This is a genomic window from Pectobacterium aroidearum (assembly GCF_015689195.1).
Classification (GTDB): domain Bacteria; phylum Pseudomonadota; class Gammaproteobacteria; order Enterobacterales; family Enterobacteriaceae; genus Pectobacterium; species Pectobacterium aroidearum.
Genome location: NZ_CP065044.1, coordinates 1,632,899 through 1,646,295, shown reverse-complemented (window position 1 = coordinate 1,646,295; position 13,397 = coordinate 1,632,899). Strand labels below are relative to the sequence as shown.

Sequence of the window (13,397 nt, the reverse complement as noted above, 5' to 3'; positions counted from 1 at the left end):
CGTTCGTGGTTTAGGAAATAAGGAAAGATAACGCCTTTCTCTGCATTTTCCTGAATAGCCAAAACCATGCCACGTAAATACCCATATTGATTAAACGACTCGTTATGATTTCTTTCGTAATAATCACTCATAACGAGCAGTTTTCACGGAGACCACGGTACTTTCGTGAAGACACTTTCAATGAAAATAAGTGAGAGGCATATAAAGGAATCGTTATGAATTCTAAACGTATCACATTATCTATTCTGGCGACACTATTCACCACGTTCGGCCTTTCCCCCACCGCCAGCAGCGTGACGATTAATGGTCAGATCCCCGTATCACTCACCATTACCGCCGCCTGTACAGTCAATAACGGGGGAGGAGCAGGAACCACATGGGGAACAATAGATTTCGGTTCCCACTCCGACCTGACTGCCGCGATTGATAGCCAGGTGGCCAGCATCGGTGGCAACGGGATCACTGTCAGTTGCTCTGTTGGCACGCCAGCCACATTGCGTATCGGTGAAGGTGCAAACGCCTCCACCACGCTACGCAGACTGGCGCCAGGCACAGGAACCTATAACGTCCCCTACCGTTTATACAGTGACTCAACCCGCACGACTGAAATCCCGCTGAATAGTGCAACGGGTATTGCTATCGTCGCAACAGGCAACCCGCAGATGGTTCCGATCTATGCGCGTATTCAGCCGTCAGACCAGACCGTTCTGGCACCCACCGCTGGGTCTTATACCGATACCGTCACTGCCACTATCGAATGGTAATCTTTTACAGGCCGACATGCCTACATGTCGGCCTTTTTAGGGTCATTGATCCGTAAGAAAAGGAGCCGTTATGTCACCACGTCTTATACGCGATATCGCGTTTGCTGCCAGTGGCCTGCCGTTCCCCTTGGCGTTGGGTTCTGCCCGCATCGCCATTCAGGCCAAGTAACCACTGGTATTGCGATGCGTTTTCTATCGGTATTGGTTTTGCCACTTCTGCTGTACGGTTCCATCATCCCCATGGTGGCGATGGCGCTCACCGTTAGCAGCACATTCGATGTCACGGCAACGATACAAAGAGGCTGTGTTTTTGGCACCAGTACGGCAAATAGTCAGCCCAATATGGGCACACTTGACTTCGGAACGCGCAGCGCCACGGCGACCAACGTGGATATCGCCAGCACGAGCGGCGGCGGCTCGATTGTTGCCACCTGCACACCAGGCACAAGCGCCATCATTGAACTGAGCTACGGTGCCAATGGCGGTAGCAGCGCACAGCGTTATCTGAAAAATGCAGCAGGAACGCGCCTGTTGGCCTATCAGCTTTACCGCGATGCTGCGCGCACGCAGGTATGGGGAACGGGAAGTCTGGCGTTCAGTATTGTCTCCTTTCCCAGCACAACCCAGACCTACACCGTTTATGCCCGCTACTTTGGCGGCACACCTCTGCCTCCCGCAGGGGTTTATACCGATAACGTGACCGTCAGCCTGACTTATTAAAAACAAAACAGGGTGAACACAGGATGAAGAGGAAAATGACGTTTTTTATTCGGGCAATGGTCTTTTTATTAAGCGGATTCGGCTCATCGTGCTTTGCCGCCAGTTCTATCCTCGTGTGGCCGATTTATCAGGTCATTGAATCCGATGAGAACAGTTCAGCCCTGTGGCTGGAAAACAAAGGCAATGCACCCGTTGGTTTGCAAATCCGCATCATGTCCTGGAAGCAAATAGACTTTCAGGATCGTTATGCCGAACAAAATAACGTAATTGCGACACCGCCGTTCATGACGCTGGAACCGGGTAAACGCAATATGGTGCGCCTGATTCGCGTCAACTCAGCCCCCGCTAATACCGAACAGGCTTACCGCATCATCGTTGATGAGATTTCCGCTCCTTATCAACAAAATACCCCGCAGATGGGGCTGCAATTCCAGATGCGCTATCTGCTACCTCTGTTTCTTGATGGTGAAGGCGTCTGGACACATGCTCGCCCGGAGAAACGACGCTCCAATGCCGAACCGACGCTGCCCGTACTCAGTTGGCGAATCAGCGCGGTGGGGGGGAGAAACTATCTTTATGTCCGCAACCGTGGCGTGGTGCATGCCCGGCTGAGTAACGTCTATTGGTCAGCCGACCAGAGCGGGAAAGGAAGCCGAATAAAGATAACCGACGGCTTTTTAGGCTATGTGCTACCGGGGCAAGAGATGCGCTGGCCGTTACCTGCTGGCGTATCCACCCCGAGCGCAGCGATGCAGCTCTTCACCAATCTGATCGATATCACCGATCCCATACTGATTAAACGCGAATGATGGATCGGTTAAGAACAGAGTCGAGTCTGTTGGCTGTCCGGCCATGGTGAGATGTAGCATGACGCACAAAACAGGTGCCTTTCTCCTGCTCATGTGCGCCCCGCTTGCGCTGTTTTATTCTGCGACCCTTCTCGCGGAAGAGTATACCGATCTCCCCGCCCCCCCCAGCGCGATGCCCTCGCTCAGCGAATCCGTCTATTATTTAACACTTTCCGTCAACGGACAGAGCGATAACGCGGTAGTCCCTGTCACGTATCGTGCCGGGAACTATTATGTGGATGCGGCCGCGCTGCGCCAGAATCACATTCGCCTGTCAGAGCAAAGCGTGGGGCTGGTCAATATCAGCGATCTGCCAGACGTCACCGTCGATTACGATCAGGCCATACAGCAGCTAAAACTCACCGTGCCCATGCACTGGCTACCCGAGCAATCCGTTGAAGGCGGAGGGCAGAATATGGCGCGCCTTCCCGCTCGCACCAGTCCAGGCCTGTTATTCAACTATAACCTTTATTACACCTCGCCCCGCAGCAGTTCGGACTCGCTCAGCAGTTGGATGGAACAGCGCTTTTTCAGCCCCTACGGAACCCTATCCAATACGGGGATCTACTATTTCACATCGGGCAATAGTACCTCGCAGCAAGATGGCTATCAGCGCTTCGATACCTATTGGCGTTATAACGATAACGAACGCATGCTCACCTATCAGGTTGGCGATCTGATTAGCAACTCCCTGACGTGGAGCAACTCGGTGCGTATGGGCGGCCTGCGTGTCGCCCGCAATTTCGGCCTTCGCCCGGATATCGTGACCTATCCAATGCTGCAATACACCGGTACGGCCGCCGTACCCAGCACGCTTGACTTGTTTATTAACGGTTATAAAGCCAACAGCACGAACCTGAACGCGGGTCCGTTCACCCTCACCAATACGCCTTACCTGAATGGCGCAGGGGAAGCGACGGTGATTACCACGGACGCTCAAGGGCGGCAGGTTTCTACCACGATTCCTTTTTATGTCTCCAACGCCTTGCTGCGGGAGGGATTAAGCGATTTCGATCTGTCCATTGGTGTTTTGCGCCGGGACTATGGGGTACAGAATAATTCCTACACTGACGATCCTGCCGTCAGCGGCATCTATCGCTACGGGCTGACCAATAAGCTGACGGTATCGACACATGGCGAGGCCGTACAGGATCTGTATCTACTCGGCGCAGGGGTGGACTTTACCGTGGGTCGCTGGGGCACACTGAGTTCCTCTTACAGTCAAAGCGAAAAGGAAGCCACCGGACACCAATACACCACGGGCTACTCTTACTACAGTTCTGCATTTGGCCTGAGCGTCCAACACGCTAAACGCAGTGAAAAGTACCGCGATTTAGCCTCCGTGCTCACAGAAGGCCGCCTCAGTCGGGAAAGCTATCAGGCGACGCTCAGCAGCCAGTTATTTGGTGAAGGTAATGGTTCATTCGGCGTGGGTTATTTCGATATCCGCTCGTACGATTCAACCCGTACCCGTCTGCTGAATCTCTCTTTCAGCCGTCAGGTCTGGCAAGACAGCTCCATTTACCTCGCCTTTAACAAAGCGCTGGGAGGAAACGGCTACAGCGCCCAACTCCAGTTCGTGATGCCTTTTGGTCGCAACGGCAGCATCAATGCCGGGGTCCAGCGTGACAGCAATGGCGATTACTCACCGCGCATTGGAGTGAACCGTACCACGCCGACAGAAGGCGGATTAGGCTGGAACGCCGCCTATGGCGCAGGCAGAAACCCTTATCATCAAGGGGCGCTGAATTGGCGCGGCCCTTATGCCATGCTTGCTGGCGGGACGTATGGCAATGAAGGCAATATGACACAGTGGGGGGAACTGAGCGGCTCGCTAATCTACATGAACGGGGGGCTTTTCCCCAGTAACCGCATCAACGATGCCTTTATTGTGGTCGATACCGAAGGATACCCCGATGTCCCGGTGAAATATGAAAATCAGCTCGTGGGGAAAACCAACAAAAACGGCCACTTACTTGTCCCGTGGGTCGTGTCCAACTACCCAGCGAAAGTGGAAATCGATACGCTACAACTGCCAGCCAACGTCACGACACCCCAGGTGGAATCACGCGTGGCGGTCAAAGAAGGCAGCGGCACCATCGTGAAATTCCCCGTTCATGTCGTGCGTTCCGCCAACATCAGGCTGCTCAATTCGGAGGGCAACCCGCTCACCATCGGCACCTGGATCACCGACGAAATCAGCGGCGACACCACGATCAGCGGCTACGATGGTCTGGCCTACTTCGCCAATCTGAGCACCGCTAATCGCTTACGCTTTAAACAAGAAGACGGACGGCTTTGCCGGGTGGAATTCTCGCTGCCGGAATCACAGAACATGATGGCGACCATCGGCCCGCTCACCTGCCAGACTGACCCAAAAGGATAAAACGATGCTGAATCCGATACCGAAGATTCCTTTCACCTTTTCCGCCAACTGGCAGGCTATCCGCTGGTTGCGTCTGCCCTTGCTCATGATGACATTCTATTACGCGCCTTTTGGCTATGCCGCCTGTACCACGCCCCCCAGCAACACCACGCTGGGGCCTTATGGTTCTTCCGTTGTCGGTGTTAACGGATCACCACAGATCGTGGCATCGGGAAGCGGGTTTCGTTGTACGGGGAGTGTGTTGAGTTTAATCAGTCCCAATACCATCACCGCGACGATACAGAGTGACAGCAACCCCAGCGGAACCACCATGCGGCTGCGCAGAGGGACAAGCACAGATTACGTTCCTTACAGCCTGTGTATGGATTCCGGCTGCGGTACGCTTTATAACATCAACTCGTCCTACACCTGGAGCCGGACTACCTTTCTGGACATATTAGGCCTGTTCAATTCCACTGACGGCACAATGCCGATCTATATCCGCACCAGTACCGGTAACAACATTTCCGCCGGTACCTATACCGACACGGTGACCATCAAATGGGATTACCGACTGTGTGCGCTGGGTGCATTAGGCCTCTGCATTTACGATGAGGGCTCAACGACGTCAACCCTCAATATCACCATGAACATCACCAATGATTGCCAGATCACCAACGCACCGAATATCAGCTTTGGTACTGCGGCGTTTCCTGCCGATTTTGCGGATGTCAACAATAGCCTCGGCGTTCGCTGTACGCTGCTGGGCGCGTATACCGTCAAGCTGGTCAGTACCCACCCTGACGATGCCAATTGGCGCAGAATGACAGCCACCGTCGGCGGCACGCCCTACTACCTGCAATATCAGTTCTATCGCACCGGGAATATCGCCTGGACCGAGACGAACGATTACAGCGGGACGGGTTCGGGGATTACACAGAGTATCCCGTACACCGCCCGCATTAACGCCAGTCAGGCCAGCAAGCCGGAGGGGGCGTATAAAGACACCGTCACGATCAACGTCACAATTAACTAGCGCTATCGTCCTCATCGGTTGGCGGATAAAACGTCCGCTGACCTTCCCGCATCGCAAGCAAACGCTCACAGGGCGCGAACCGATCGCCATACTGTTGTTGCAGAACCAGTAGTGTTTTCACGACGGTTTCCATCCCCAGACGATCCATGTAGTGGAACGGTCCGCCAAGAAACGGTGGGAAACCAATACCAAATACTGCCCCGATATCACCATCGCGCGCACATTGAATCACGCCTTCATCCAGACAACGCGCCGCCTCATTCAGCATCATCATTACGCCACGCTGGCTAATTAGCGCAGGGTCGATGTGAGCCTTTGCCGTCACATCCAGCAGCGGGTAAATTGAGCTATCAACCTCCCTCCCCGTCTGCCAGAAACGGCGCGTTTTATTGTATCGATAGAACCCTTTCCCATTCTTACGACCTTTGCGCCCATCTTTCAGGATCGCATCAAACGCAGGTGGAGAGGTGAAACGTGTGCCCAGTTCTTCACTTAACACTGGCACAATTTTGGTCGCGACATCGATGCCGACTTCATCAAGCAGCGCAAACGGACCAACGGGGAAACCAAAGCGCACCAGCGCATAGTCGATCGATTCAATTGGCTCGCCTTCCAGCAGGCAGTAAGCCGCTTCATTGATATAAGGTGCCAATATGCGGTTCACATAAAAACCGGCGCTGTCACCCACGACGATCGCGGTTTTTCCCTGCTTTCTGGCTAGAGCAACCGTCGTCGCCACCGTTTCGGCGCTGGTATGCGCATGAGGAATCACTTCAACCAGCGGCATTTTGTCTACCGGGCTAAAATAGTGCAGCCCAATAACCTGCTGTGGACGGCGCGCGCCTTCCGCAATCTGATGGATCGGCAACGATGAGGTGTTGGATGCGAAAATCGTATGCGGCGCGGCATGATCTTCAATCTCCGCCACCATTTGCCGCTTCAGCGCCAGATCTTCGAACACGGCCTCAATGACAATATCCGCATGTTCAAACCCGCGATAATCCGTACTGCCGGAAATCAACGTCATCAACCGCTGACGCTCCGTCGGCTTCATCCGTTTACGCTGAACGCGCTGGGTCAACAGTTGCCAGTTGTACTTCAACGCATGGTTGATACCCTGCTCATTGATATCTTTAATCCGCACCGGCAACTGCCCGCGCGTCGCCGTCACGCTGGCGATCCCTCCTCCCATCAACCCGCCGCCAAGAATGCCGACGTAGTGGATCGGTTTCGCATCAGAGGCTGCACCAGTAGTTTTCTTTAACGCGTTGGAAGCAAAGAACAAATGGCGTAGCGCGGCAGATTCCGGCGTCATCACCAGCTTACCGAACGCCCGCGCCTCCTGTCGGTATCCTTCTTCACGACCCTTTTCCACTCCCCGGCGCACGACCTGAATAATCTTTTCAGTGGCCGGATAGTTGCCGTGTGTTTTCGCACGGGTTTTGCGCTTCACCATCTTGAAAAGCACATGGCGAATGCCCGGACTGCTCAGCAGGCGCGACCGCCAGCCTAGCGGCTCCGCTTTACGTTTTCCTTTTTTGAGCATCTCGACTGCGGTATCCAGCAGGATATCGTGCGGAACGGCCTCATCGACCAGCCCCTGCCGTAATGCCTGATTCGCGCGGAGGTGGCGACCGGTCAGAATGAGATCGAGCGCGCTATCCAGACCAATCAACCGCGGCAAACGCTGCGTTCCGCCTGATCCGGGAAGGAGTCCAAGCTGCACTTCCGGTAACCCCAGCACCGTTTTTTCATCCAGCGAGCAAACGCGATAATCGCAGGCTAATGCCAGTTCCAGCCCGCCGCCCAGACAAGCGCCGTGAATCGCGGCCACCACGGGGAACGGTAATGCAGCAATCTGCTCAAAGGTTTCCTGCCCCTGCTTTGCCAGATTTTCAGCCTGTTCAGCGCTGCGGCACTGGTTCAACATGGTGATATCCGCACCTGCGATAAACGAGTCAGGTTTGGAGGAAATCAGGATCAGCCCCCTGAGCGTCGCATGTTGTCGCGCCAGCTCGAAGACCGAAAGAATCTGCTGCGCAAATTCGCTTTTTAGCGTGTTTACCTTCTCGCCGGGCACGTCAATGCCGATCACGCCGATATTATCCGGCCGAATCGTGAGGGAAAAGGCAGAGGGGCTTTCCGTTATGGCAGAGAAAGGCTGTTGATCGTTCATGGCGTCACCTCCAGTACCATTGCCGCACCCAGCCCGCCCGCCGCGCAGGCGGTGGTTAATCCCAGTCCGCCGCCGCGACGGCGCAGTTCATTCAGCGTTTGGGTAATCATCCTCGCGCCGGTGGCCGCAAAGGGGTGTCCATAGGCAATGGATCCCCCCAGCACATTGAACTTAGCGCGATCTACCTCACCCAGCGCGGCATTCCTACCCAGTTGATGACGCGCGAACTCATCGCTGGCAAACAGTTTGAGGTTTGCCAGCGTCTGGGCGGCAAAGGCTTCGTGCATATCAATGAGCGTCAAATCAGCCAGCTTCACTCCAGCCCTTGCCAGCGCAAGCGGAGAGGCATAAGCCGGCCCCAGCAACATATCACGCTGCACGCCGATAGCGCTGAATGCATAACTACGCAGGTAGCCTAGCGGCGTGAGTCCCAGACTTTTGGCTCGGGACTCACTCATCATCAACACGGCCGCCGCGCCATCCGTCAGCGGCGTACTGTTCGCCGCCGTCACGGAGCCATGCCGGCGATCGAATGCCGGGCGTAAACGGGAATACTGCTCCAGTGCGGAATCATGGCGCACATTGTTATCTTCACTCAGCGCCTTCTCATAAGGCGGGACATAAGCCGTCATCACTTCATCGCGCAGCACGCCAGATTCCCAGGCTTGGGCCGCCAGCTTGTGCGAACGGTGCGCCAGCTCATCCTGCTCTTCACGCGTGATGCCGTAGGTTTTTGCCATCTGTTCAGCGGTGTCGCCCATACGCAACCCGGTGGAATACTCCGCCACGGCGGGGGCAACTGGCAGCAGGTCTTTCGGGCGCAGGCCGCTTAACAGCTTTAACTTCTGACCCAGCGTTCTGGCTTTGTTCATATCCACCAGCGTTCTGGCCAGCGCTTTGCTGACACCAATAGGCAGCACGGAAGAGGAATCCGCGCCGCCGGCAATACCGACTTCCACCGTCCCCGCCATAATGCTTTCCGCCACGTTGGCAACCGCCTGAAAGCTGGTCGCGCAGGCACGCGACACGCTGTAGGCATCGGTATGCACACTCATGCCCGTGCCAAGTACGATCTCTCTGGCGATATTCGGCGCTTCAGGCATTTGAACCACTTGTCCAAACACCAATAGTTCGATCAATTCAGGATCGATACCCGTGCGAACCAGTAATTCACTGGTGACAAGCTTCCCTAACTCGAGGGCCGGTACGCCATGGTAGGCCGTTGCCTGCCGGGCAAATGGGGTGCGTAATCCGCTCACGAACGCAATGCGATCGCCACGGCGGGTTATCAGAGGTAATACCTCGCTCATAAACGCTCCTGTTAACCGAAAATAAAGTGCGCACACAACAGGTCAGACCTGATTTCATTGTTAACCAGATAGTTACATTACGCAAAGCTGCGCAACATAAAAGTGTGAAGATCATGCGAGTCGCAGCGAACAAAGATGAAGAAATAGCAAAAATAAAGGAAATAAGAAGTGAGGTAGTACGTTAGGAGAAAGGGTGACGAACAGGAGCCACAAGCGGGCTCCTGCCACAACAAAAATTAACGCAGACCGAGCTGGAAAATCATCGTTTCAGCCTGGCAGCTGAACGTAAAATCGATGTCCAGTTTCACGCCGCCGTCTACCTCTTCCAGCGTGCTGACGATGTCGCAAGGTTCAGATTCTACCGCGCGCGCTTTTTCCGTCAGCGCGGCCAACGCGGCTTCCGCGTCAGAACGATCGCTGAAAACTTTGCTGTAAGACGCCGTGCAATCGGTGTTATCCATGATTGTGCCGACATCGACACAGCAACACGCTGCGGTTTCCTCAGCACTGCATTTGTTGATTACGTTCGTCATGCTACTTTCCTCTTAAGACTTAAGACGCGGGAGATTTGATCCAGTTCAAATATTTGTATCTTCCTTATATTTTACTCCCTCCTCCTAAAGCAGCACCAGCACTTCATGCCACCCTGTAATTTTAGTGATATCAATCACATTAAGGTGTTATGCAGCAGTAAAAACCGGGTAATATCTCTTCACACAAATTAACCAAAACGTTAAGCAGATCTAAATTTTGCATCATTTTGGAAATATTTTTAATACACAAGCGCAACATTGGCGTATTCCCAACTTATACTTTGGCAACTGGTCTGATTTGTCAGGCTGAGTGCGCCCCCTACAATGCGCGTCCCTTGTTACCCCGTGTAACAACGTTAAATAACAAGCATATAAAGAGGTTTTGGTCATGAACCAGAAAAACCTGTTCAAACAATCCACAATTGCTGTTGCGGTGGCCCTGTTTTCAGCAAATGTGTCAGCAGCTGGTTTCCAGCTAAATGAATACTCCTCATCGGGTCTGGGACGTGCATTTTCTGGTGAGGGTGCTGTAGCCGACAATGCGGCCTCCGGCAGCCGTAACCCGGCGACCATGACCATGTTTGACCGCCCGTCTTTCTCCGGCGGTGTCACCTATATCAACCCAGATATTGATGTCAGCGGTTCAAACCGGCTGACAGGCAATGATGCCAGCGCCAAAAATATCGCGCCGCACGCCTGGGTACCGAACCTGCATTTCATCATGCCGCTTAATGAACAATGGGCGATTGGTGCTTCCGCGACGACCAACTACGGCTTGGCAACGGAATTCAACGATAGCTATGCCGCTGGCTCTATCGGCGGTAAAACCGATCTGGTGACATCAAACCTGAATCTGAGCGCAGCCTACCGTCTGAACCAACATTTCAGCTTCGGTCTGGGCGTTAACGCCGTTTATGCCGACGCAAAAATTGTGCGTCACCTCGGCGATCTCAACACGCTACCGCCAATTAGTGGCGCTCTACCTCGCAGTACTGAAATAGCAAAACTGGAAGGCAAAGAATGGGGCTACGGTTGGAATGCAGGCATCCTGTATGAAATCGATGAAAACAACCGCGTCGGCCTGACCTATCGTTCTAAGGTGGATATCGACTTTAACGGCGATTACAGCAACCAACTACCGGGTAGTCTGGGTGGTCTTGGTGGTACAACCGTTCCCGGTAAGCTGACACTGAATCTGCCGGAGATGTGGGAAGCCTCTGCCTACCACCGCGTAGCGCCTAAATGGGCAGTGCACTATAGCCTTGCCTATACCAGTTGGAGCCAGTTCCAGGAGCTGAAAGCGACTGGCAGCAACGGGCAAACGCTGTTCCAGAAAGATGAAAGCTTCCACGATGTTTACCGCATTGCACTCGGCACGACCTATTATCATGACGATAACTGGACGTTCCGCGGCGGTATCGCGTTTGATGACAGCCCTGTACCTGCCGACAAACGTTCCATCTCCATTCCGGATCAGGATCGTTTCTGGTTAAGCGCAGGAACAACCTATGCCTTTAATAAAGATATGTCAGTAGATGTAGGCGTTTCCTACATGCGTGGTAAAAGTGTCAGTGTAGCCGAAGCAGCCCCAGGCGCCTTCAGCGCAGTACACTATGATTTCACGTCTAAAGGTTCTGCCTGGCTGTACGGCGCAAACTTTAACTATACGTTCTAATTGTCCTCAGTCAGAACGTAATAAAGCAGGTAAGGCGACTTACCTGCTTTTTTTATTGCTTGAATTGACACAAATAAGGCCGCTTTCGCGGCCTTATTGTCATTCTTTCTAGCTAATACCGATTACTCAGGTTTAACCTCAATATAATCCAGACCCAGCGTGCTGCTGGTGTAGCTGCGGATTTTATTGGTCATTTCAATATTGCCGTCAAGCTTCTGACCATAAGACGGAACAATCTCTTTCAGCTTGCTCTGCCATTCTGGTGTCGCGACTTTATCTTTAAACACTTTTTCCAGCAGGCTCAGCATAATCGGCGCGGCGGTAGAAGCACCTGGAGAGGCACCCAACAGCGCAGCAATCGAGCCATCCTGAGAGCTGACAATCTCAGTACCCAGCTTCAGTACGCCACCTTTATCATCATCTTTCTTGATAATCTGCACGCGCTGGCCAGCAACCGTCAGTCTCCAGTCTTCTTTCTTCGCATTCGGGAAATATTCCTTCAATGACGCGAAGCGATCGTCGTCATCCATCATGACCTGACCGATCAGATATTTCACCAAATCGAAGTTATCCAGACCGACGTGCGTCATCGGCATCACGTTGGAGAAAGTCACGGAACCGATCAGATCCCACAGCGAACCGTTTTTCAGGAACTTGCTGGAGAAAGTAGCAAATGGCCCAAACAGCAGGACTGGCTTGCCGTCAAAAATACGCGTATCCAGATGAGGAACGGACATCGGCGGCGCGCCCACGGAGGCTTTACCGTACACTTTTGCCATGTGACGCTTCACGATTTCCGGGTTTTCTGTCACCAGGAATTCACCGCCAACCGGGAAGCCGCCGTACAGATCGGCCTCAGGAATACCGGTTTTCTGCAACAGTTGCAGTGCCGCCCCACCCGCACCGATAAAGACGAACTTCGCCTTAATCACGCTCTCTTTCTCACCGTTCTTCAGATCGGCGTAAGTCACGCTCCAGGTGTTGTCCGCATTACGCTTGATATCACGAACTTCTGAATTCAGGTGCAGCGCAAAGTTGGACTTGGTTTTCATCGCGTCAACCAGCTGACGAGTAATTTCGCCGTAGTTCACGTCGGTACCAATAGGCATGCGAGTCGCGGCAATCTTCTGCGCCGGATCGCGCCCTTCCATCACCAGCGGCGCCCACTCTTTGATCGTATTAGGATCGTCAGAGAACTCCATGCCACGGTACAGCGTGCTGTGCTGCATCGCATCATAGCGGTGTTTCAGGAAAGTGGTGTTCTCATCACCCCAGACAAAAGCGATGTGCGGCACGCTATTGATGAAAGAGTGCGGATTATTCAGCACGCCGTTTTTCACCTGATAGGACCAGAACTGGCGCGAGACCTCGAAGGCCTCAGTAATTTCCAGCGCTTTGCTGATATTGATTGGGCCGTCTGGATTATCCGGCGTGTAGTTGAGTTCCATGAAGGCCGAGTGACCCGTACCGGCATTATTCCAGCCGTTAGAGCTCTCTTCCGCCACGTTATCCATACGCTCAACCATATCGATAGACCAGTCCGGTTGCAGCTCCTGTAAATACACACCCAGCGTAGAGCTCATAATACCCCCGCCGATCAGTACCACATCCGTTGTCTTCTCTGTCGTTTTAGCATCTTCAGCCATCGCCAGTGGGGCGTTAGCCACCACGGTCAGGCAGAAGAACATAGCAAGTAGTTTTTTCATGCTTATATCTCTATTTTTATAAGTGCAGGTAAATAGAATTCCAGGCATTCATTAACACACGACCGTGCCACCATCAGCAAAAGGCATCATTCTTATGACCTTTTTGTTAATCACCGTGCTAACAAAAAAATCAGCGTGCTGACACATTTCAGCCACCGTGAACATCAATAGCGGTTAACGACGTTGCATTATTGTTATCTGACGAAAGGAAATAAATTTTAGTAAGTAAATAAATGGACAACAAAGTAATAACTTTTAAGAAAC

The 13,397-nt window shown here is 53.2% G+C and carries 10 protein-coding genes; 6 read left to right on the top strand and 4 right to left on the bottom strand.

Features of this window, described 5'->3' with window-relative positions; genetic code table 11:
* Positions 1-215 precede the first annotated feature (215 nt).
* The 5 genes from I2D83_RS07345 (at position 216) to I2D83_RS07325 (ending at position 5,733) form a co-directional block, all read left to right on the top strand.
* On the top strand, positions 216-764 hold the full coding sequence (locus I2D83_RS07345; protein WP_181845349.1) for a Csu type fimbrial protein: 549 nt from the start codon (positions 216-218) through the stop codon (positions 762-764).
* 183 nt (positions 765-947) lie between these two features.
* On the top strand, positions 948-1,484 hold the full coding sequence (locus I2D83_RS07340) for a Csu type fimbrial protein (RefSeq protein WP_181845350.1): 537 nt from the start codon (positions 948-950) through the stop codon (positions 1,482-1,484).
* A 35-nt stretch (positions 1,485-1,519) separates the two neighbouring features.
* Complete coding sequence (locus I2D83_RS07335; RefSeq protein WP_205947802.1) at positions 1,520-2,293, top strand: fimbrial biogenesis chaperone; 774 nt, start codon at positions 1,520-1,522, stop codon at positions 2,291-2,293.
* A gap of 58 nt (positions 2,294-2,351) precedes the next feature.
* Complete coding sequence (locus I2D83_RS07330; protein ID WP_181845351.1) at positions 2,352-4,718, top strand: fimbria/pilus outer membrane usher protein; 2,367 nt, start codon at positions 2,352-2,354, stop codon at positions 4,716-4,718.
* Positions 4,719-4,722: 4 nt separating this feature from the next.
* Complete coding sequence (locus I2D83_RS07325) at positions 4,723-5,733, top strand: Csu type fimbrial protein (RefSeq protein ID WP_205947801.1); 1,011 nt, start codon at positions 4,723-4,725, stop codon at positions 5,731-5,733.
* On the opposite strand, the gene fadJ is transcribed toward I2D83_RS07325, so the two are convergent.
* The 3 genes from fadJ to I2D83_RS07310 all read right to left on the bottom strand — a co-directional run bounded on the left by fadJ (position 5,726) and on the right by I2D83_RS07310 (position 9,752).
* Positions 5,726-7,909 (bottom strand): fatty acid oxidation complex subunit alpha FadJ, encoded by a 2,184-nt coding sequence (gene fadJ / locus I2D83_RS07320; RefSeq protein WP_205947800.1) that lies wholly within the window; start codon positions 7,907-7,909, stop codon positions 5,726-5,728. The two genes, I2D83_RS07325 and fadJ, sit on opposite strands and share 8 nt — an antisense overlap.
* Complete coding sequence (gene fadI / locus I2D83_RS07315) at positions 7,906-9,219, bottom strand: acetyl-CoA C-acyltransferase FadI (protein WP_180777623.1); 1,314 nt, start codon at positions 9,217-9,219, stop codon at positions 7,906-7,908. Before fadI ends, fadJ begins: the two co-directional genes overlap by 4 nt.
* Before the next feature lie 236 nt (positions 9,220-9,455).
* Positions 9,456-9,752, bottom strand: coding sequence for a YfcZ/YiiS family protein (locus I2D83_RS07310; protein ID WP_015841013.1), 297 nt, complete (start codon positions 9,750-9,752; stop codon positions 9,456-9,458).
* Between the two features lie 388 nt (positions 9,753-10,140).
* On the opposite strand from I2D83_RS07310, the gene fadL reads away from it, so the two are divergent.
* Entirely contained in the window at positions 10,141-11,427 is a 1,287-nt protein-coding gene (fadL, locus tag I2D83_RS07305) for a long-chain fatty acid transporter FadL (RefSeq protein WP_205947799.1), read from the top strand.
* Between the two features lie 122 nt (positions 11,428-11,549).
* Here the strand turns inward: fadL and mqo are convergent, their stop codons facing one another.
* Positions 11,550-13,133 (bottom strand): malate dehydrogenase (quinone), encoded by a 1,584-nt coding sequence (gene mqo, locus I2D83_RS07300; RefSeq protein ID WP_181847740.1) that lies wholly within the window; start codon positions 13,131-13,133, stop codon positions 11,550-11,552.
* Positions 13,134-13,397: the final 264 nt, after the last annotated feature.

What these genes read in the sequence shown, in the direction of transcription:
- fadI (WP_180777623.1), bottom strand. Translation starts at nt 9,219, where the DNA reads ATGAGCGAGGTATTACCTCTGATAACCCGCCGTGGCGATCGCATTGCG.
- I2D83_RS07345 (WP_181845349.1), top strand. Translation starts at nt 216, where the DNA reads ATGAATTCTAAACGTATCACATTATCTATTCTGGCGACACTATTCACC.
- I2D83_RS07335 (WP_205947802.1), top strand. Translation starts at nt 1,520, where the DNA reads ATGACGTTTTTTATTCGGGCAATGGTCTTTTTATTAAGCGGATTCGGC.
- I2D83_RS07340 (WP_181845350.1), top strand. Translation starts at nt 948, where the DNA reads ATGCGTTTTCTATCGGTATTGGTTTTGCCACTTCTGCTGTACGGTTCC.
- I2D83_RS07330 (WP_181845351.1), top strand. Translation starts at nt 2,352, where the DNA reads ATGACGCACAAAACAGGTGCCTTTCTCCTGCTCATGTGCGCCCCGCTT.
- fadL (WP_205947799.1), top strand. Translation starts at nt 10,141, where the DNA reads ATGAACCAGAAAAACCTGTTCAAACAATCCACAATTGCTGTTGCGGTG.
- mqo (WP_181847740.1), bottom strand. Translation starts at nt 13,133, where the DNA reads ATGAAAAAACTACTTGCTATGTTCTTCTGCCTGACCGTGGTGGCTAAC.
- I2D83_RS07325 (WP_205947801.1), top strand. Translation starts at nt 4,723, where the DNA reads ATGCTGAATCCGATACCGAAGATTCCTTTCACCTTTTCCGCCAACTGG.
- I2D83_RS07310 (WP_015841013.1), bottom strand. Translation starts at nt 9,752, where the DNA reads ATGACGAACGTAATCAACAAATGCAGTGCTGAGGAAACCGCAGCGTGT.
- fadJ (WP_205947800.1), bottom strand. Translation starts at nt 7,909, where the DNA reads ATGAACGATCAACAGCCTTTCTCTGCCATAACGGAAAGCCCCTCTGCC.